This window comes from Nocardia sp. CDC159, from assembly GCF_023740735.1.
GTDB lineage: Bacteria > Actinomycetota > Actinomycetes > Mycobacteriales > Mycobacteriaceae > Nocardia > Nocardia pulmonis.
On record NZ_JAMRXH010000027.1, the window covers coordinates 1 to 18,968 of the forward strand.

Sequence of the window (18,968 nt, forward strand, 5' to 3'; positions counted from 1 at the left end):
CATGGGCTCGATCCGAGCCCAGGCCCGATCAGTTACCTCACCTCGACCAACCACCGCATACAGCTAACACAACCACGACACCGACTCACCCAAACCCGCACAACCACTTACAGGACACGCCCTAGCCCCGCCGAAGAATGGCGGGGCAACCACTGATTCAGGCCGAGCACAACGAGTGTTCGGCCCGAATATCACTCAACTCTTCCAGGTTCGGGGTGGTCGTAGTCCCAACCCAAATATCCCGTGGCGCACAACTCGCGCAGAACCATGCGGATCTCGCCGGCCCAATCCTGCGCGTCGCGCGGGACGTAGGGAAGCCGTGGGATGGTTCGTCGGAAGAAATCGGTCGGCGTTGACAAGTCGAGGTCGGTGGGCACGGTTACCCGCTGCTCGGAATAGGTACCGGTGGTGCGGCGCTCGAACCCGATCACCGCGTCCTGACCATCCAACCGCACCGATACCAGCCGCACGTCGTGACCGATAGCGCCTTTGGGACGCAGCTCCTTCAGCAACGCTCGTGCGCCCGCCTGGATGTCGTCTGGTCCGTTGCCGGTCAGCTCGACCTGCCACCGTAGGCTTTCCGGGGGCGTCGACGCCACCACCGTCTCTGGCGCCGGACGGCCGTGCTCGTCGCGGCGCAGACTCCGCACCGCGACCTGGCCAGTACCTTCCGGGACGGTGGCGATACCCCAACCGCCCGGTATGGCGGGGAAGAAAAAATCCTCCGGCGCTGGGAGCACCCGACCTTCGCGGTCGACGAGCACCACAGCGTAATGGATGTGATCGAATTCCCCGCCCGAGCAGCGGAAGAAATAACCCTGCTCGGCCCAGTCGGGACCAAGCAGCGCTCGCACCCACCCCTCGGACTCGACGACCGGCAACCCCGAACCGACGTCCGGCTCGCCGGTCCGCTCCGCTGTGCCGCTGCCCCACACCGACACCAGCACCCCCGTTACCCGGACACCGTCGGCGAAACTCCCGAGATCCGAAGCGTCGATATACGCGACGTCGGTGTGGACGTCCAGGTCCGGGACGGTCACCGCCGGCCCGACAACCTCACGGACGGCCCGAGGCCACTGCTCCTCCTCGATGTTGGACCATCCTCCGCACCGCACAACCGATCGGTCGGCTGCCCGCTGGGCAGCCACCTGCGCCGGGAAACGTCGCTCGATCTCGGCTGCTACACCCTCAGCTGTAGTGGTCACCACGTCCGTCCTCCTCGTCGAGCAATCCGGGTACGGACCTCGGTTGCGAGCCTCGGACTGCTCATTTGAAGATATCCAATGACGTGTTCACCCACGATTCACAGCGCAGCTTGGTGGGATCCCCATAATTGCAGTAGAAGGTTATCAACCCGATTGGGCTTCCCGTCGGCATGTCATAGGGGTCTTTCCCCTCGCCCCTGGAAGCCACAGCGATGACCTCCTGTGACTGGATGACTTTACAGTTGTTTCCGGAGTCGTCACACCGTTTTTTCCTGGCCCATGCGTGAAATTCGTAATTTCCTCGCGGGTTACCGGTCCCTCTACTGTTTCTCAGGGTGAAGTCAATTACTTTTATTCTGGTGATATGATGCCGATAGCGCGCTTTGTCCATGCCGAATCCGTAGCCGTATGTCGATTCCGCCACCTCGTTACCCTCATACTTCTTGGGTACGCAGTAGTACCCGCGGCGAATAGGGATGTCTCCGATCGTCGTCGGCACGGTTCGTTCGATGTTCGAGCTGTCGTGTTTGAAGGGAGGCCTGCGTTTGTCGCAGTCGTCTGTGGCCTGAGCCGAGGCCGGGGCCACAACCCAAAACTCCCCCGCCGAGCAGGACGAGTGCCGCCAGAACTACTCTAATGATGTTCATTGTTCTTCCACCCAAAGCTTGTAGCCGAAAAATTCACAAAGCTTGTCACTCGCCATAGTCGGCCTGGTAGACGGTTCCGTCCGCAGCTCGTGCGAGCGCACCTTTCTGAAAACTCTGGGCGAGCACCAAGCCGTCGTTCAAATCTGTGGTCCGCGGGTTTTCGGTGGGATAGCCCAGCGGACCACGTTCGGACCTCAGCTGCTTCCACACGTTCACGACGAACGGTGGAATACGCCACGCACCGATGACAGGAAACCAGTAAACGGCGGCGCCGTTCTCGAAGAAGACGTAATGCCCTGTGTTGTCGGGGGCTACCAGCTCGTCGGATGTCGGCAACCCCATTTCGCCGTCCTCGCGCCCGACTTCGGCCCACCGGTCCCGGATCGCGCCGTACAGTAGCCGGGACCCGGTCGGGCCGGACCAGGTGATCGTCCCGTTCTCGAAATTGTTGAACCGACCGTCGTTCTTCCGGACGGGCAGTTCATCGGTGTTCGGATACCCCAGCGGTCCGCCCTCGGCACCCACGCTGTTCCATTTCTCCCGGATCGCCCCGCCGATCGCGTAGGCCTCGTTGAGGTGCCAGTAGATGACGGCACCGTCGAACTCTTGACGTCGTCCACCGTTCGCAGAGGGAATCTCGTCGGTTCTCGGATAGCCCAAGTAGCCGGCTTCCCAGCCGTGGCGCTGCCACGCGGCGAAGAAGTGGTTCACCACCGGATGCGCGCCACCCCACGACGACCAGTAAATGGGCCCGTTCTGGAACGTCGAGCGCTTGCCGACATTATCCGGGTTCGTCAGCTCGTTGCTCGTCGGGAACAGCAGGAAGCTGTTCGGACCACCGAGCTCGTTGTACTTGTCCCGGATCGCCCCGCACACCTCGTACGGTGCAGGCCAATACACCTGACACCCATCGGTCATCCGAAGCTGCGCATTGCGGGAAGCCGTGCGGGCCTCCATCGTCTCTGCTTTGTCGGCCTGCTCCTTGGTGAACCCGTCGGGGACCTTCTCCCGGTCCGACCGCATCTTCCCGGGAACGACCGTCGCGTTCGGATGCTCAGTCGGTTTCCACTGTCCGGCAGGCGCTTTCGGCGGAGCCGTAGTTGTCGACGGCGCAGCCGGTGACATGGACGTAGAACCGGTCGCCGGTGCGCTCTGTGAGGGTGAGGGCTTCACGAAGGTGGATGGCACCGATGTCGTCGACGAACCCGACGGAGGCGAGGCTGGAGGGGTACCGCGCGATGGTGTGCTCGGCGGCGCAGGCTTGGGTGTCACCGACGCTGGGGACGAGGGCACAGCTGCGGTCGTGGATGTGACCGATGGAGTCGCGCTGGGCTGCGCGGTGGCGATGGCTCCTCCGGCTACGATGGCCGCGAGTACCGAGGCCACGCCAGCCGCTCGGACCACGCGGGTCAACCTTCGTCCCCTGCTAGATGGATATAGCCGACCAGACGTCATAATCCCCTCCTGTTCACCCAACCCAGACTTGCCGCGCCAAACCCGCGAAACATGCTCTGGCTCAACGGGAAACGCGACCGGCACGCACGCTAGGCGACTTAACGAGCAGACCGCCGGGTTTCTGCCGAATGGAACCGAGCACCCCCTACTGCGGACAGCCCTGCACAGAGCTCGTCCGCCCGAAATCCAAATCTGCTATCTCTGCACGTCACACACGGTTTGCGCCTGAAGCTGTTGTTCATGTGACCTGCAGTCGTTCGGCGGCGCGCACGGCGTTTGGTCCCCGACTGGTCCCCAACTCTGGAGGGTGCACCAGTCATCGAAGCGCCGACAACGTGCAGTGCCAGCCAGTAACCTTCGGAAGGTGTCTACGGCTCTGGGTTCGGATGACGAAGAGCCGAAATGTCCTCCGCCACGGCCTCGGCCGTCATCGATGGGTCATTGAGCGCACGATTTCTTGGCCGGGCGGGGCGGTGTGTCTGGTGCGGCGACGCAAAACCGTTGGAAATCAACGTGAGCCACCTACCTCACCAGCGACCAAGCCGAAATAGGAACGGAGCAATCGTAGTCATGGAGCCACACAACACATCGGCACAACGCCCTGAAACACGCAGTGCCAGCACGGGCGTCGGCCGACAGACCGGGACGATCGATGCCAACGCCTACATGGACCGACTTCAGGCGGACAACGCCGCCGGTCGGTGCTTCATCTGCGAACTGGCCGACGAGCAGACAACTCGCGAGCACGAAACCGTCGCCTATCGTGACGAACACTGCGTCGTGTTCTTTCCGCCCTGGCCTCGCCTCTACGCCTACTGCCTGCTTGCCCCCCGGCGCCACGCGACGGAGGTCGTCTCGGACTTCACCGAAGACGACTACCTCGCACTGCAACTGCGCATCCATCGCCTCGGTCGGGTCCTCACCGAGATCACGCCCACCGAACGCCTCTACGTGTTCAGCTTCGGCAGCATGCAGGGTGTCGCGCACGTTCACTGGCACATCGCGCCGCTCCCGCCGGGGACGCCCTTTCGCGAACAGCAGTTCGCCGCAGTCGACAAGCCCGAGTACCTCGTCATCGCAAAGGCCGAGGTCGACGAACTGGCAGAGAGGGTGGGAGCTGGCATGGCCGCCCTCGCGGCGCCAGAACGCGACCGATGGAGTGGATCGAACACCGGCGCGAAGCCCTCTCTCATCCCCTAACCCCCAGAAATCCGGATTCATACTCGCACCAGAGGAAGTACCGGCACCGGTGTCCAGAAGGTGCGGGCCGACACCTTGTTGGCGAAGACGACCGGAACACCAAACTCCCGGGCGTAGAACTCGGCGATGGTGCTGAACTGGCGATGAAACTGCCCGGCCAGCAACGGAAGTCGGGGTGTCGATGCGGAGTGCGGCATCAGCAGCAGATCGGGCGCCTGATCGACCGTGTGCCGGAAGAACTCAGCGGTCTGGTTGTCGTGCAGATCCCGATCCCGAGACGGCCGACGTCTGTGTCGATCACTTTCGGCTCAGCCGACGGTGCGAAATACCAGCCTTCGAAGGCGGGCAGCGATCCCTTGCACACCCGGCCAAGTAGCTCACCACCCGGCCCGAACAACGCGAAGGTGTTGTAGAACTGATCGTCGTCGGCTTCGAGATAGCTTGCGCCGATATATATATCGTACTCAGGATGCGAGGCCGGCCAGCCAGCGTTCCTTGACACCGCCCCAGGGTTCGCCACTGTCTGAACCGTCACGGGTACACAACCGAAGAGATGGCGGCCCTCTTGAAGGTAGACCCGTCCAGCCTGCGACGCTGGCGCACCGCACGGCCGCCACAAGGCCCGCCGTTCGTCCAGATCTCGGGCAGGGTCACCCGGTACCACGGCGCCGACGTCATCGCCTCCTCAAGGGCAAACGGATCGATCCGACGGTTGCCTGATGACCGACGGCCAGGTTCATGTGATCCCGATCGGTGCCGCAGTCCGAGGCGACATCGAGGTGCGCGGCAAGGGCCCGTCCTGCCGTGCCAGGGTGCGCTGGTCGGATCCAGTGACAAAAAAGCGGTCCTCGAAATCGCAGACCTTCGACACGCCGGAGGAGGCCCAAGAATGGATCGACAAAATTCATCAGGCCGCCGCCCGGGGCGTCGAAGTAGCAGAAAACCCTCTCCGACCCAGGTCAGAGAGGGTTTTTCCGTGTCGGGCTGACAGGATTTGAACCTGCGACCCCTTGACCCCCAGTCAAGTGCGCTACCAAGCTGCGCCACAGCCCGTGGCTTCCCGCTCTCGCGGGTGCTCGAAGAGATTACCCCACGGACCCCCGATGGGACCAAATCGGCAGGAGGGAGGGGGTTTCGTGGGGGTCAGAGGGGGCGGAGGTGGGCTGTGGCTCGGGGGGTGGAGTGGACGGCGAACAGGAGGGTGAGGGTGTCGGGGGTGCGGAGGGGGTGGAGGTGGAGGGGGTCGCCGAAGTGGATGGGCTTGTTGTATTCGAGGATGTAGCGGTGGGGGGTGGTGGTGAGGTCGGTTGCGGGGGACGCGTATTCGTGGACGGCGTGCCAGTAGGCGGTGTTGGTCATGTGTTCGAAATGGTCGATGTCGCTGCGGCGCAAGGGGAATGGGATGCCGGGGGCGTCGGGGACGGGGGTGTGCAGCCACTGCTTCCAGCGCAGGCGGTGGTCGGTGGCGGTGGTGGCCATGAGGTCGGCGAATTCGTCGTGGATGCGCGACGGGCTCATCGTGTCCTTGTTCATGTGGATCCAGAAGCCCTCGGTCTCGATCAGGCCGCCGTTGTCGGCGTCGATGCGCACGCGCATGGCCAGCCAGCGCGAGGACAGGGCCGAGCACCAGCGCCGCACGCGCAGCTGGGCGGGCCATTCGATCGGGCGGATGACGTCGATGACGGTGCGGCGCACGATCCAGTGCGGATGGGTGTCCATCGCGCCGGTGGCCACCAGGTGATCGACACCGGCCTCCTGCAGGTGCCGGGCGATGCCGTCGAGGCGCAGGTAGCGGTGTTCGTCCATGTCGACGGTGCCCAGACGGCGCTCGACGTCGAAGATGTGGCCGCTCGACGGGACGGGGGCCAGCGGTCGCGTCATGGCCTCGTCGAGGGCGGGAAGTGTCGCGAGCTGTGTCATCGGCATGACCTCCACTGGGGACGAATCGGGGTGACTGCGTCGGGCGTCGGCGTCGAGGCCCCGACCATCGCGTGCGCGCCTCGGGCCGCCGCGATCCAAGCCGAGATTAGTGCAGTCTGCCAACGTTTTCAGCGTGGCACCCCGCGTATTTCAAGGTCCACCTACACCAATCGGCGTCCGCGGCGCACAACGCACCACGGACGCCGACAAGGAGCGCCACCTCGGCTCAGCGCACGACCTCGAACTGATCGCCGGTATTGATGTAGTCGTAGAACGCCTTGGCCCCCTCGGGCACCATCCGGATGCAGCCGTGCGACTGCTCCTCGACCGGGCCGATGTGGGTGGCGATATCGCCGTTGAAGAAGATCGCCCACCGCATCTCGGCGTTGTGCATGGTGCTCCAGTGGTACTCCTTCTTGAACGCGGCGCGGAAGATACCCGGCGGCGTCTCGAAGCCCGGGCGGCCGTGCGAGATCGGAGTGGGGCCGTAGACCACGCGGCCGCGGTCGAGCAGCCAGCCCTCGTTGGTCGACAGCTGCAGGCAGGCGCGTGTCTCGGCCGAGGTGCACGGCGCCTTGATCGGCGCGGGCGCGACCAGCGCCCCGACGCCGGGGATATCGGGCCCGCCGGGCCACAGCGGTGCGGCTTGGGCGGGGACGGCCACCGCCAGGGCGGCGACACCGCCGAGCACCGCGGGCCCGAGGAAACGCATTCTGCTCATCGACAACCTCTCTATCCCGTCCCGCCCACCGGTGGTGGGGCGAGGGACCACTTCTTCGGCACGAGCTCGAAATCAAGCTGGAGGTGAAACGTGATCATTGTGGCCCGCGCCCGTGCCCGCCACCGGCATTTTCGCGACCGTGCCGCTCATCGCGCCGCGGCGCGGCGGCGCCGATCCGCGCGCAGCCAGCCGAAGGTCAGCTCGACCGCGCGCTTCCAGTTGTCGTATTCGTCCTCGCGCAGCGCCGGATCCATCCGCGGCGTCCACTGCGCGGCCACCCGCCAATTGCGCCGCAGCCCCTCCAGATCCGGCCAGTAGCCGACCGACAGTCCCGCGGCGTAGGCCGCGCCCAGCGAGACCGTCTCGGCGACGAATGGGCGCATCACCGGCACGTCGAGCACGTCGGCCACGATCTGCATCAGCAGATTGTTCGACGTCATGCCGCCGTCGACGCGCAGCGAACGGGCCTGCAGCCCGGAGTCGGCGTTCATCGCGTCGACCACCTCGCGGGTCTGCCAGGCCGTGGCCTCGAGCACCGCGCGGGCCAGGTGGCCGCGGGTGATGTAGGAGGTGAGCCCGATGATCAGCCCGCGCGCGTCGCCGCGCCAGTGCGGCGCGTACAGCCCCGAGAAGGCCGGGACGATATAGCAGCCGCCGTTGTCGTCGACCGTGCGGGCGAGGGTTTCGATCTCCGGGGCGCTGGCCACCAGCCCGATGTTGTCGCGGATCCACTGCACCAGCGAGCCGGTGACCGCGATCGGCCCCTCCAGCGCGTAGACCGGATCGCGGTCGATCTGGTAGCCGATGGTGGTCAGCAGCCCGCGCTCGGATTGCACCAGTTCGCGGCCGGTGTTCATCATCAGGAAGCCGCCGGTGCCGTAGGTGCACTTGGTTTCCCCACGGGCGAAACAGGTTTGGCCGAACAGCGCCGCGTGCTGATCGCCCAGCGCCGCCGCGATCGGCAGTCCGGGCACCACCGCGCGGGTGGTGCCGTAGGAGGCCGTGGAAGGGCGGATGTGGGGCAGCATGGCCGCGGGGATGCCGAAGAACTCCAGCAGTTCGGTGTCCCAGGACAGCGAGGCCAGATTCATCAGCAGCGTGCGGCTGGCGTTGGTGACGTCGGTGACGTGCAGGCCGCCCTCGACGCCGCCGGTGAGGTTCCAGATCAGCCAGGTCTCGATGGTGCCGAACAGCACGTCCCCGCGCTCGGCGCGCTCGCGCAGGCCCGGGGTGGTGTCGAGCAGCCAGCGCAGCCGGGGCGCGGCGAAATAGGTCGCCAGGGGTAAACCGCACCGCTGGCGGATGCGCTCGGCCCCGGGGCGGGCCTGCAGCTCGCGCACCAGTTCCTCGGTGCGCACGTCCTGCCACACCACCGCCCGGCCGATCGGCACGCCGGTGCGCCGGTCCCACACCACGGTCGTCTCGCGCTGATTCGCGATCCCCACGGCCGCAACCTGTTCCGCGCTCACGCCCGCCTCGCGCAGTACGCGGGGCAGGATGCGCTCGAGGTTGCGCCAGATCTCGGTGGCGTCCTGTTCCACCCAGCCCGGGCGCGGATAGTGCTGCTGATGCTCGCGCTGGGCCATCCCGACCAGCCGGGCGCGCTGATCGAACAGGATGCACCGGGTGGAGGTGGTGCCCTGGTCGATGGCCAGCACATAGCGTTGCGTCATTCGTGGTCGCTTTCGGTCGTTGCTGAAACTCGTTGCCCGCCACCCAGATCCCGTGACACCGCCGCCGCGGCGTCGCGCACGTGCTCGACCAGTATCGGCCGCGGGCGCAGCTGCGCGTCGCAGATCCCGTCGAGTGCGCCGCAGATCCCGATCGCGCCCACCACCAGTCCGCCGCGCGCCCGGATCGGGGCCGCGATTCCCGCCAGATCCGGTTGGTATTCCCCTGCGTCCCGGGCGAATCCGCGCTCGCGCACGGTGGCGAGCTCGCGGCCGAGCGCGACGCGATCGACGATGGTGCGCCGGGTCAGCGCGGACAATTCGCGGGCGCGCACCGCGGCGGCCAGGCCCACGTCGTAGGCCAGCAGCACCTTGCCCAGCGCGGTGGCGTGCGGGGGCAGCACCTCCCCCACCTCGAGCGCCTGCTCGCTGTTGTCGGGCCGAAAGACGTGGTGGATCACCGTGATTCGATCTCCGACGCGCGCGGCGATGCGTACCGCCTCGCCGGTGCGGGCGGCCAGGGCGTCGGCCCAGTTGATCGCGCGCGAGCGCAGCTCGTTGGTGTCCAGATAGCCCGCGCCCAAATCGAGCACCGCCGCGCCGAGCCGGTATCGGCCCGAGACCGGGTCCTGTTCGACGAAGCCGACCCCGGCCAGGGTGCGCAGAATGCCGTGCGCGGTCGGCTTGGCCAGCCCGAGGGCGGCGGCGATATCGCCGACGCCCAGCGGGCCGCGGGCCAGCAGCCGCAGCATGGCCGCCGCGCGCTCGATGGATTGGATCGGACCGGGCATATACGCGAACCTACCTTCGAGCATTCGACAATGTCGAACAGCCAGTGATCGTCGAGCAACATCACCCGGCTACCGCTGTGATCTGCGTCACTTTCAGATGGATACGTCGACAGTAGTGGCATCGCACCCAGGCGGCCACGCTGGTTGTTCGACAATGTCGAACGCGTCCTGTGTCCGGTTTGCCGAATGCCTCGTAACGTCACGATCAATGCGGTCGCACCGGCGACCGGCACGGCATATGGAGGTTCAACGGTGAACTTCGGCTCGATCTTCGTGAGCGAGGCCTTCGGCACGGGGGTGCTGATCCTGCTCGGCGCGGGAGTGGTCGCGAATGTGTTGCTGGCGAAGTCGAAGGGGTTCGACGGCGGCTGGCTGCTGATCAACATGGGCTGGGGTCTGGGCGTGATGGCGGGGGTGTACGTCGCCTACAAGACCGGCGGCCATCTCAACCCGGCGGTCACCCTCGGCATCTGGACCAGCGGCGCGCAGGAGTACGCACCCGGGATCGCGATCACCGCCGCGAACACGCTCGCCTACGTCTCCGGCCAGATGGTCGGCGCGTTCCTCGGCGCGGCGGCCGCCTTCCTGGCCTACCGGCGGCACTTCGCGGCCGAACCGGATCCGGCCAAGAAGCTGGCCGTATTCGCCACCGGCCCCGAGATCCGTTCCTATGGCTGGAATTTCGTCACCGAGGTGATTGCCACCTTCGCGCTGGTGCTGGTGATCCTCGGCTTCGGCCACACCCCCACCGGTCTGGGACCGCTGGCGGCGGGCCTGCTGGTCGTCGGCATCGGCGCCTCGCTCGGCGGCCCGACCGGCTATGCCATCAACCCCGCCCGCGATTTGGCCCCGCGTCTCGCGCACGCGGTGCTGCCCATGGGTGCCACGGCGCCCGCACCCGACGAGCGGGTCGCGGTCGCCGCGGGCAGGCATGCCGAATCCCCCGATACCGCAACCGGTCCCGGGCTCCCGCGCGCGGATTACCCGGCGCACAAGAACTCCGACTGGTCCTATGCCTGGGTGCCGGTGCTGGGCCCGCTGCTCGGCGGCGCGCTGGCCGGTCTGGTCGCTCAGCTCCTGTTCTGAAACGTCCCTTCTGCCAAGAGTTTTACCGAAAGGAACGAAGGTGAGCGAGCGTACCAACGGCGGTCCGCGCTACGTCGGAGCGATTGATCAGGGCACCACGAGCACCCGCTTCATGGTGTTCGATCACGGCGGCAACGAGATCGCCCGGCACCAGCTCGAACACGAGCAGATCCTGCCGCGCGCCGGGTGGGTCGAGCACAATCCGACCGAGATCTGGGAGCGCACCCGCGCGGTCATCCAGACCACCCTCAGCCGGGCGAACCTGTCGGCGGAGGATCTGGCCGCGGTCGGAGTGACCAACCAGCGCGAGACCACCGTGGTGTGGAACCGCCGCACCGGCCGCCCCTACTGCAACGCCATCGTCTGGCAGGACACCCGCACCGACCGCATCGCCGCCGAACTCGAGCGCGCCGGGCACGGCGAGACGATCCGCCGCAAGGCCGGATTGCCGCCCGCCACCTACTTTTCCGGCGGCAAGCTGCGCTGGATCCTGGACAACGTGGCGGGCGTTGCCGCCGACGCCGAGCGCGGCGACGCCCTGTTCGGCACCACCGACAGCTGGCTGCTGTGGAATCTGACCGGCGGGGTCGACGGCGGCGTGCATGTCACCGATCCCACCAACGCCAGCCGCACCATGCTCATGGACCTCGAGACCTGCGACTGGGACGACGAGCTGCTGGCGCTGTTCGGGATTCCGCGCGCCATGCTGCCGCGGATCGCACCCTCGTCCAATCCCGACCTGTTCGGCCAGACCCGCGCCGACGGCCCGTTCGGCGGCGAGGTGCCGCTGGCCGGTGTACTCGGCGATCAGCAGGCCGCCACCGTCGGGCAGGTGTGTTTTCGCCCGGGCGAGGCCAAGAACACCTACGGCACCGGAAACTTCCTGCTGCTCAACACCGGCACCGAGATCGTGCGCTCGCAGCACGGGCTGCTCACCACCGTCGCCTACCAATTCGGCGACGACAAGCCGGTGTACGCGCTGGAGGGCTCGATCGCGGTGACCGGCTCGGCGGTGCAGTGGCTGCGCGATCAGCTGGGCATCATTTCCGGTGCGGCACAGAGCGAATCGCTGGCCCGCCAGGCCGCCGACAACGGTGGAGTGTACTTCGTGCCCGCGTTCTCCGGACTGTTCGCCCCGTACTGGCGCTCCGACGCGCGCGGGGTGATCGTGGGGCTGTCCCGGTACAGCACCAACGCGCATCTGGCGCGCGCCACACTGGAGTCGATCTGCTATCAGACCCGCGACGTCGTCGAGGCGATGCAGGCCGATTCCGGTGTGACGCTGGACGTTCTGCGCGTGGACGGCGGCGTGACCGCCAACGAGCTGTGCATGCAGCTGCAGGCCGACTTCCTGGGCGTGCCGGTGTCGCGCCCGGTCGTGGCCGAGACCACCGCCCTCGGCGCCGCCTACGCCGCGGGACTGGCCGTCGGGTTCTGGCAGAGCACCGACGAATTGGAAGAGAACTGGCGCGAGGACAGGCGCTGGCATCCGACCCTGCCCGAGGCGCAGCGCGCGCGTGGCTACGGCCGCTGGAAGAAGGCTGTTGCGCGCACCCTCGACTGGATCGATGAAGAAGACGATTGAGGTTAGAAGGAGTATTGCGGTGAACGTACGTTTGGATGCGGCCTACCGGGCCGATGCCCTGGATGCGCTGGGCGACAACGAGATCGACGTCCTGGTCATCGGCGGCGGCGTGGTCGGCGCGGGTGCGGCGCTGGACGCGGCGGCGCGCGGGCTGTCGGTCACCCTGGTGGAGGCCCGCGACTTCGCGGCCGGCACCTCGAGCCGGTCCAGCAAGCTCATCCACGGCGGGCTGCGCTACCTCGAGCAGCTGGACTTCTGGCTGGTGCGCGAGGCGCTCAAGGAGCGCAAGCTGTTGCTGCACAAGCTGGCTCCGCATCTGGTGCGGCCGGTGTCGTTCCTGCTGCCGCTGCAGCATCGGGTGTGGGAGCGCGCCTACATCGGCGCCGGTGTGGCGCTCTACGACACCATGGGCGGGGCCCGGGCGCTGCCCATGCACAAGCACATCTCCCATTCGCGCGCACTGGAATTGGGCCCGGCCCTGCGCGAGGACGCGATGATCGGCGCGATCCGCTACTTCGACGCCCAGGTCGACGACGCGCGCCACACCATGACCATCGCCCGCACCGCCGCCCAGCACGGCGCCACCGTGCTGACCCGCACCAAGGTGACCGGGCTGCTGCGCGACGGCGAGCGCGTCGTCGGCGCGCACGTGACCGATCTCGAGACCGGCCGCGAGTACACCGTGCGCGCCCGCAGCGTGATCAGCGCGACCGGCGTGTGGACCGATGAGATGAATCGCATGACCGGCGTGGACTTCCCGTTCCACGTGCGCATGTCCAAGGGCGTGCACATCATGGTCCCGCGCGAGCGGCTGGACCTGCACACCGGCATCGCGGTGCGCACGGAGAAGAGCATCCTGTTCGTCATCCCGTGGCACCAGCACTGGATCATCGGCACCACCGACACCGACTGGGCGCTGGACAAGAACCACCCCACCGCCAGTCACGCCGACATCCGCTACATCCTCGATCACGTCAACGCGCTGCTGCGCGAGCCGCTGACCGAGGACGACATCGTCGGCACCTACGCGGGCCTGCGCCCGCTGCTGGCCGGTGCGGAGTCCAGTGACACCACCAAGCTCTCGCGCGAACACGCGGTGGCCGAACCGGTTCCGGGTCTGTTCGTCATCGCGGGCGGCAAGTACACCACCTACCGGGTGATGGCCGCCGATGTGGTCGATGCCGCGGTGCGCGACTTCGGCACCAATATGGCTCCCTCGGTGACCGAGCACCTGCCGCTGCTGGGCGCGGTCGGCTACAAGGAGCTGGCCGACGATGTCGCCGCCGTCGCCGCGCGCGCCGGGCTGCCGACCGCGGCGGTGGAGCATTTGCTCGGCCGCTACGGTTCGGGCGTGCAGGAGCTGTTCGCCATGATCGAGGCCGATTCCGAACTGGCGCGGCCGATTCCGGGCGCGGAGGAGTACCTGGCCGTGGAGGCCGTCTACGCCGCCACCCACGAGGGCGCGCTGCACCTGGACGACGTCCTCACCCGGCGGACCCGCATCTCCATCGAGTTCGCCGACCGCGGCCTCGAGGCGGCCACCCACATCGCCCGTCTCATCGCGGGCCCGCTGGGCTGGGACGCCGAGACCACCGACCGCGAGATCGCCCGCTACCGCGACCGCGTGGCCGCCGAACTGGCCGCCAACAAGGCCGCCACCGACGAGGCCGCCAACGCGGCCCGGCTGGTCGCGGTCGCCTGATTCGCTTCGGCGACTGTGCCCGCGCCCATCCCGGCGCGGGCACAGTCACCTCTGGATGACCTCCCCTCCGAACGTCACCCATTCGCCGCGCCGGATCGCAGTCGCGAGCCTCCGTTCCAGGCAACCCGCGGTTCCGTGTGAGCGCCCGCGGCGAAGTGCCCGGGTAAGCCAACGGCTGTCGCCCGATCCGTCACGAAGGCGACTTTAGGGCGACTTCAAAGCGACTGTCAACGCCAGTTCGTCTGCCTCGTGTCATCAGGAATTGAGTCCGGACGGCTCGACCAGCGGGTAACACATCTGTTGCGCTGCTGGGAAGGTGTTCCGATGTACCATCCAGGCATGGACGAAGAGGCGACACTCAAGGGTCTCGAGTCGTTCGGGAGGGCGATCTACGAGTTTCGCTGGGAGTACAAGCATCTGACTCAGGAGCAGGTCTACGCCGGCGGGCGCGGACCCGCCAAGAGGGTTCAGCAGCGAATCGAGAACGGCCAGCAGGCTCCCCGCCCCGACACATGTGCCAAGTACGACACTGTGCTGGGCCTGGAGCCGGGCAGCACCTGGAACACCCTGCAGACCGGTGCCCCGCTGGTCGAAAAGAAGCAGGACGCCCCGACCTACAGCAAGGTCGAAGTGGGTCAGCTGATGGAGCTGGCGCGCCTGCTCGAACGCCTCGGCGTCACTCGGGCGCCGCTCGCGCGCAGTTTCGACAGCCACGACGATCGCGGTTACACCGTGCCCATCGACCTGGTCCCCGGTCTCATCGACGTTTTGAAATCGGCGCTGCCCAACGACGAGACCGCTCGGGACGGCCGCCGACAAGCCTAGGTCGACGAGCCCCCATCTGCGCCTGTGGCCGAGAGAGATTCGGCGCGGACACCCCGCTGCGCGAGCTGGTCTGCGGCATCCACCAGGGCTTTTGCAGGTGCCCACAACCGGAGCAAGGTCGGTTCATCGGGTGCCATGAGGGCGAACGCGTCACGCTCGCCAGGGCTACGCCGTGCGGGGTGGGCCGTGCCGTGGGCGAGTCGGCGAGCCGCTAAGACCATCTCGGCGACCGACCGCATATCTTCTTGGTCGGCAGCCTCGACGGTGTCATCGATCAGGTCCTGGACAGCGGCGGGCAGCGGCGCAGCGGCGCTGGCGACGAGCCGTGCCGCGTCCTTGATCTCGATGCGGCGATCGTCGACCTTCGCCTGCGGAGACATGCCCCGGCGGTCCTCGGGTTCGAGCCGCAGCACGACCGTCGGGACAGCAGCCGTCAGATCCCGCCACACCGGATACATCCGGCGCAACCTGATCAGGTGTCGCACCTCCTGCACCCAGGACGGGATCGCCGCAGTCCACAACACGGCGCTGAGCAGCAGGTCCAGCTCACCCGAGGCGAGTGCCTCGGACGCCAGGCGGTAGGCCGCCGCGGTGAGCGTGGTGCCGGCGCCCAACGCACCCAGCACACCGAAGAGCGCGAACGATGTCGCGGGGAGCATGGAGACCGCGACGAACACGAACACGATCGTCACGACGAACCGTTCCGAGGAGGTTGTCGCACGCCGCCACATGGTGACGCAGACACCGACCAGGCAGCATGACGCGACCACGGGCAGCGCGGAATAGGCCCCCATATAGACGGCGTAGCGCCACCCCCCGTACGCGGCGATCGATACCCCCTGCGCCCGGGCCGGGCTGCTCAGGACCGGCAGCGCCAGGGCGAGGCCCACTCCCACCGCCATCAGGGCTCTGAAGGGGCGCCGATACCGAGCCGCCCCGTAACGACGCAGCGGCAGCAGGCCCAGCCGCCACACCCACGCGACCACGACAAGCCCATGCCACAGATCGAACAGTGCCGGAAGACCGCCGGGCACGAGGCCCGCGAGCTGGCGGGCGACGGCAGGCTCGCGCAGTACGACCGCCACGGCCCAGACCACCGCCTGCCCGTTGATCAGGTGATCGGTCTCGGACGACCGCCGTACCACGACCAGCCGGATGACCGCGGCGACGACCACGAAGACCATCGCCGAGACGGTGACCCAACCGGGCAGCCAAGCCTGCGGCCACATCACAAGTCCCGCAACATGTCGTCGCGTCGAGGGCCGGCCAGGCGGATTGTGCGCCCGAGATGACGCGCTACTTGTTCGGCCTCGTACTCCTGCGGCGCCTGATACCCCGCTGCCCCACCGCGGGCGGTCACGACCGCGGACAGGTCGATACCGCAGTCGGATCCCAGCCAGGTTGCCAGCTCTGTCATCGATACATCTCGGCCGTGATCGAACGCCACATGCGCCAGCTCGTGCAGGAACACATGCCGCTGTTGGGCGGTGTCCAGGCCGTCGGTGCGCACGAGTATCACATTCCTGTCCCGACACCGCAGCCACAGCCCACACACGTCGTCCGGCATCGATGCCGGCAGCGGCGAGCACTCTATGGGTCCCCGCACGGCCGCCACCGCCTCGACAAGCTCTTCCAGCGTCGGATCGGCAGGCAACTCGAGGCTGTCGACGAGGGCTTGCACACGGACACGAGTGGAAGATCTACGGGCAGAAATTTTCTGCCTTACCAGCGTCACAAGATTCAGCACGTCGCCTGTCACTCTTCCCCGAGCACCCGGAGCGGATTCACTCAGCGAAAGTCTACGATCTCACGCCGATCTGCTGGACACACCCTGCGCCGGACGGCTCGACCAACCGTGAGGTCGCCAAAGTCCTTGCGCTATAGCGTGGTTCAAGATAAGCGCGACCGTAGTGCAGCCGCAGACAGCACCAGTCGGCGGTCGAGCACGGCACGCACCTCCGGCGTCCACCAGGACTCGTGGCGAGGCTGGACCGCGACACGGATCCGTGGCAGGAAACAGCGTAGACAAGCATCGGTTGGCGGTGGTCTCGGAGCCCGTTGCGCAATGGGCGGTGGGGAACGGGTCGTGTCAGACTGTCGTGGGCGCGGCCGAGGGAGACCGCGCGGTGTGAACGTGGAGGGTGAACGGTTCGATGACGACGACCATCTCGCAGGCTCGGGACACGGGTGTGGCGGCGGCGCGACTGGCGGCGGCGGAAGCGTTCGCGATGCCGTTCATGACGTCGGCGCAAATGCAGGTGGCGTGGTGGTTGCGGCATCCGGTGGAGGTGTCGCGGCTCGAGACATTGCGGCGGGGATTGATCGAGGGACCGCTGTCGAGGCGGCTGGTGGCGGCGCGGGTGCCGGGCGCTCGGCCGTATTGGTCCCGCAGTGCGCACGACTATCCGGTGGTCGTCGAGGACGGCACGATCCCGGCCGCGCAGGCGGTGCAATGGGTGGAGCGGCAGGCGGTCACCGAGCTGGACCTGTACGCGGGGCGCGGCTGGGTGTTGTCGGCCACCGATCTCGACAACGGGGAATCGGTGGTGTCGCTGGTGGTTTCGCACGCCATCACCGACGGGCAGGGCATATCCGCGGCCATCGATCTCGCGGCACGTGCGGATAGCTCACACACGGTCCCCGATCTCGCGCCGCCGAGCCTGGGCGCCGACGTGCTGGAGGCCGCGAAATACGGTGCCCTGCTGCTCCCCGGCGGGGCACTGCTGCGGTTGCTGGCTCGACGCGCGGCTCGCAAGGGTGAAGCCGGTCCGCTCGAGGCCCAGCTGCCCGCGATCGTGGCCATCGACAGCGCGACATTGCGTGCGTCGGCCGAGCAACACGGCGGTACCGCGACCGGATTGATCACTACGGCCGCCACCAACGTCGCGCATGCGCTCCGCGGTCGGCCGGGCGGGGATCTGCGCGTCGCGTCCTGGGTCAGCCATCGCGAGGACGGGGATATCGGTACCGGCAACAAAGTGAAGCTGGCGGAGTTCCCGCTCACGCTGCCCGGCGACGGGCGCTACACCGATCTCGCCGAGGTCCGCAGCCGCAGCAAGGCCGCCTACGCCGCTGCGGCCCTGCCGAATGTGTTCGCCGTGGGTGCGGACGCGGTGGTCTCCAATACCGGACCCGTGCCGCAGGCCATAATCGGGGCGGTCGGCACCGCACGCGCCGCCGCCGCTCGCGCCTGGATCCCGAAGACCTCGCTGCTCGACAAGCCCTACAACCGCGGCGTCCGGGTCTTCGTCCAGACCACGCCCGATACCACCTTCCTCACCTTCCAACCGCCGCTGCCCGCGACCACTCCCCTGACCCCGCTTGTCGTCGATGAATTCGAGCAGTGGGGCATCACACCCGAATTCGTCTGGTAGTCAAGCCTTTTCGACAAGCGTCCGGGCGGGTAACTCCGGCGTGCGGGTGACTGTCACACCCGCATCCCGCGCGAGCCGGGCGAACACCACCGCGTCGTGCACCGCGGCCCCGCCCGGGTCGTTGTTGAAATAGACGAACACGTCCCGGTCGTCGCTCCAGGTCTGCCCGAGGCGCTCCACCCACGTGGCCAGCACCTGCTTGCGGTATCGGGGCGGATGCTGTTCCCGGCCCGAATGCAGTCGCAGATAGCCCCACTCGGCCGTGCGCCATAGCGGCGTCACCGGATGCGCCCGCACATCGGCCCAGCACAGCGTGGCCCGATGCTTTTCGAGCACCGCACGCACGCCGGGTATCCACCACGACTCGTGCCGTGGCTCGACGGCCACGCGCACCTCGCGCGGAAAATAGCTCAGGCACTCGTCGAGCAGCCCGGCGTCGGCCTGCAGGGTCGGCGGCAATTGCAGCAGGATCGGGCCCAACCGATCCCCCAGCCCCGCGGCATGGTCGAGCAGCCGCCGCACCGGCTCCTCCGGTTCGCGCAGCCGCTTGATATGGGTCAAGAAGCGGCTGGCCTTGACCGCGACGACGAAATCGTCCGGGGTCCGCTCCCGCCACGCGGCGAAGACGTCCCGACTGGGCAGCCGGTAGAAGGCGTTGTTGCTCTCGACCGTGGCGAAGCCGGCGGCGTACTGCTCGAGCCACAGCCGCTGCGGCAGCCCGGTGGGGTACAGCACGTCCCGCCAATCCCGGTACTGCCATCCGGAGGTGCCCACGAGCATGGTCACC

19 protein-coding genes and 1 tRNA gene are annotated in these 18,968 nt (G+C 67.4%); 7 read left to right on the forward strand and 13 right to left on the reverse strand.

Annotated features, from left to right (window positions below; all coding sequences use genetic code 11):
• Window positions 1-191 precede the first annotated feature (191 nt).
• From NDR87_RS35105 to NDR87_RS35115, 3 genes are all read right to left on the reverse strand, one after another.
• Window positions 192-1,208, reverse strand: coding sequence for a hypothetical protein (locus NDR87_RS35105; RefSeq protein ID WP_251918273.1), 1,017 nt, complete (start codon window positions 1,206-1,208; stop codon window positions 192-194).
• A gap of 58 nt (window positions 1,209-1,266) precedes the next feature.
• Window positions 1,267-1,704: a hypothetical protein gene (locus tag NDR87_RS35110; RefSeq protein WP_251918275.1), complete on the reverse strand. Its 438-nt coding sequence runs from the start codon at window positions 1,702-1,704 to the stop codon at window positions 1,267-1,269.
• Window positions 1,705-1,897: 193 nt separating this feature from the next.
• Window positions 1,898-2,875, reverse strand: a complete 978-nt coding sequence (locus tag NDR87_RS35115) for an LGFP repeat-containing protein (protein WP_251918277.1) — start codon at window positions 2,873-2,875, stop codon at window positions 1,898-1,900.
• Between the two features lie 1,002 nt (window positions 2,876-3,877).
• Here NDR87_RS35115 and NDR87_RS35120 point away from each other — a divergent pair.
• Entirely contained in the window at window positions 3,878-4,507 is a 630-nt protein-coding gene (locus NDR87_RS35120; RefSeq protein WP_251918279.1) for an HIT family protein, read from the forward strand.
• 17 nt (window positions 4,508-4,524) lie between these two features.
• Here NDR87_RS35120 and NDR87_RS35125 read toward each other — a convergent pair whose 3' ends face one another.
• Entirely contained in the window at window positions 4,525-4,704 is a 180-nt protein-coding gene (locus NDR87_RS35125; protein WP_251918281.1) for a hypothetical protein, read from the reverse strand.
• A complete protein-coding gene (locus NDR87_RS35130; protein WP_251918283.1) occupies window positions 4,704-5,009 on the reverse strand; it encodes a carbon-nitrogen hydrolase family protein in 306 nt (101 codons plus the stop codon). Before NDR87_RS35130 ends, NDR87_RS35125 begins: the two co-directional genes overlap by 1 nt.
• A gap of 217 nt (window positions 5,010-5,226) precedes the next feature.
• Here NDR87_RS35130 and NDR87_RS35135 point away from each other — a divergent pair, with 217 nt between their 5' ends.
• Complete coding sequence (locus tag NDR87_RS35135) at window positions 5,227-5,505, forward strand: hypothetical protein (RefSeq protein WP_251918285.1); 279 nt, start codon at window positions 5,227-5,229, stop codon at window positions 5,503-5,505.
• On the opposite strand, the gene NDR87_RS35140 is transcribed toward NDR87_RS35135, so the two are convergent.
• The 5 genes from NDR87_RS35140 to NDR87_RS35160 form a co-directional block, all read right to left on the reverse strand.
• A tRNA-Pro gene (locus tag NDR87_RS35140) sits at window positions 5,487-5,560 on the reverse strand. The genes NDR87_RS35135 and NDR87_RS35140 overlap by 19 nt on opposite strands.
• A 90-nt stretch (window positions 5,561-5,650) precedes the next feature.
• On the reverse strand, window positions 5,651-6,427 hold the full coding sequence (locus tag NDR87_RS35145; protein ID WP_251918287.1) for an acyl-[acyl-carrier-protein] thioesterase: 777 nt from the start codon (window positions 6,425-6,427) through the stop codon (window positions 5,651-5,653).
• A 226-nt stretch (window positions 6,428-6,653) separates the two neighbouring features.
• Window positions 6,654-7,148, reverse strand: a complete 495-nt coding sequence (locus NDR87_RS35150; RefSeq protein ID WP_251918289.1) for a L,D-transpeptidase — start codon at window positions 7,146-7,148, stop codon at window positions 6,654-6,656.
• Between the two features lie 146 nt (window positions 7,149-7,294).
• Window positions 7,295-8,821, reverse strand: coding sequence for a glycerol kinase GlpK (gene glpK / locus NDR87_RS35155; RefSeq protein ID WP_251918292.1), 1,527 nt, complete (start codon window positions 8,819-8,821; stop codon window positions 7,295-7,297).
• Entirely contained in the window at window positions 8,818-9,609 is a 792-nt protein-coding gene (locus NDR87_RS35160; RefSeq protein WP_251918293.1) for an IclR family transcriptional regulator, read from the reverse strand. Before NDR87_RS35160 ends, glpK (NDR87_RS35155) begins: the two co-directional genes overlap by 4 nt.
• A gap of 186 nt (window positions 9,610-9,795) precedes the next feature.
• Here NDR87_RS35160 and NDR87_RS35165 point away from each other — a divergent pair, with 186 nt between their 5' ends.
• From NDR87_RS35165 to NDR87_RS35180, 4 genes are all read left to right on the forward strand, one after another.
• Window positions 9,796-10,695, forward strand: coding sequence for an MIP/aquaporin family protein (locus NDR87_RS35165; protein ID WP_251941307.1), 900 nt, complete (start codon window positions 9,796-9,798; stop codon window positions 10,693-10,695).
• A 40-nt stretch (window positions 10,696-10,735) separates the two neighbouring features.
• A complete protein-coding gene (gene glpK / locus NDR87_RS35170) occupies window positions 10,736-12,280 on the forward strand; it encodes a glycerol kinase GlpK (protein ID WP_308212192.1) in 1,545 nt (514 codons plus the stop codon).
• Window positions 12,264-13,982 (forward strand): glycerol-3-phosphate dehydrogenase, encoded by a 1,719-nt coding sequence (glpD, locus tag NDR87_RS35175; protein WP_286014426.1) that lies wholly within the window; start codon window positions 12,264-12,266, stop codon window positions 13,980-13,982. The genes glpK (NDR87_RS35170) and glpD overlap by 17 nt, the downstream gene beginning before the upstream one ends.
• A gap of 339 nt (window positions 13,983-14,321) precedes the next feature.
• Window positions 14,322-14,807: a helix-turn-helix transcriptional regulator gene (locus tag NDR87_RS35180; RefSeq protein ID WP_251918299.1), complete on the forward strand. Its 486-nt coding sequence runs from the start codon at window positions 14,322-14,324 to the stop codon at window positions 14,805-14,807.
• Here NDR87_RS35180 and NDR87_RS35185 read toward each other — a convergent pair.
• Together NDR87_RS35185 and NDR87_RS37805 are read right to left on the reverse strand one after the other, a co-directional pair.
• Window positions 14,804-15,991, reverse strand: coding sequence for a DUF6545 domain-containing protein (locus NDR87_RS35185; RefSeq protein WP_251918301.1), 1,188 nt, complete (start codon window positions 15,989-15,991; stop codon window positions 14,804-14,806). The two genes, NDR87_RS35180 and NDR87_RS35185, sit on opposite strands and share 4 nt — an antisense overlap.
• A gap of 44 nt (window positions 15,992-16,035) precedes the next feature.
• Complete coding sequence (locus NDR87_RS37805; RefSeq protein ID WP_251918303.1) at window positions 16,036-16,566, reverse strand: ImmA/IrrE family metallo-endopeptidase; 531 nt, start codon at window positions 16,564-16,566, stop codon at window positions 16,036-16,038.
• A gap of 394 nt (window positions 16,567-16,960) precedes the next feature.
• Between NDR87_RS37805 and NDR87_RS35195 the strand changes: the two genes are divergently transcribed.
• Entirely contained in the window at window positions 16,961-18,181 is a 1,221-nt protein-coding gene (locus NDR87_RS35195) for a hypothetical protein (RefSeq protein ID WP_251918304.1), read from the forward strand.
• Here the strand turns inward: NDR87_RS35195 and NDR87_RS35200 are convergent, their stop codons facing one another.
• Window positions 18,182-18,961 carry a DUF72 domain-containing protein gene (locus NDR87_RS35200; protein WP_286014431.1) on the reverse strand — a complete coding sequence of 260 codons (780 nt, stop codon included), beginning with the start codon at window positions 18,959-18,961 and terminating at the stop codon, window positions 18,182-18,184.
• Window positions 18,962-18,968 lie beyond the last annotated feature (7 nt).

Bases quoted from the DNA above. Each gene is read 5' to 3' on its own strand.
- NDR87_RS35185 (WP_251918301.1), bottom strand. From the start codon at position 15,991: ATGGTCTTCGTGGTCGTCGCCGCGGTCATCCGGCTGGTCGTGGTACGG.
- NDR87_RS35150 (WP_251918289.1), bottom strand. From the start codon at position 7,148: ATGAGCAGAATGCGTTTCCTCGGGCCCGCGGTGCTCGGCGGTGTCGCC.
- NDR87_RS35145 (WP_251918287.1), bottom strand. From the start codon at position 6,427: ATGACACAGCTCGCGACACTTCCCGCCCTCGACGAGGCCATGACGCGA.
- NDR87_RS35195 (WP_251918304.1), top strand. From the start codon at position 16,961: ATGACGACGACCATCTCGCAGGCTCGGGACACGGGTGTGGCGGCGGCG.
- NDR87_RS35115 (WP_251918277.1), bottom strand. From the start codon at position 2,875: ATGCGGTCGGACCGGGAGAAGGTCCCCGACGGGTTCACCAAGGAGCAG.
- NDR87_RS35135 (WP_251918285.1), top strand. From the start codon at position 5,227: ATGACCGACGGCCAGGTTCATGTGATCCCGATCGGTGCCGCAGTCCGA.
- NDR87_RS35125 (WP_251918281.1), bottom strand. From the start codon at position 4,704: ATGCCGCACTCCGCATCGACACCCCGACTTCCGTTGCTGGCCGGGCAG.
- glpK (WP_251918292.1), bottom strand. From the start codon at position 8,821: ATGACGCAACGCTATGTGCTGGCCATCGACCAGGGCACCACCTCCACC.
- NDR87_RS35120 (WP_251918279.1), top strand. From the start codon at position 3,878: ATGGAGCCACACAACACATCGGCACAACGCCCTGAAACACGCAGTGCC.
- NDR87_RS35165 (WP_251941307.1), top strand. From the start codon at position 9,796: ATGCCTCGTAACGTCACGATCAATGCGGTCGCACCGGCGACCGGCACG.
- NDR87_RS35180 (WP_251918299.1), top strand. From the start codon at position 14,322: ATGGACGAAGAGGCGACACTCAAGGGTCTCGAGTCGTTCGGGAGGGCG.
- NDR87_RS35200 (WP_286014431.1), bottom strand. From the start codon at position 18,961: ATGCTCGTGGGCACCTCCGGATGGCAGTACCGGGATTGGCGGGACGTG.
- NDR87_RS35160 (WP_251918293.1), bottom strand. From the start codon at position 9,609: ATGCCCGGTCCGATCCAATCCATCGAGCGCGCGGCGGCCATGCTGCGG.
- glpD (WP_286014426.1), top strand. From the start codon at position 12,264: ATGAAGAAGACGATTGAGGTTAGAAGGAGTATTGCGGTGAACGTACGT.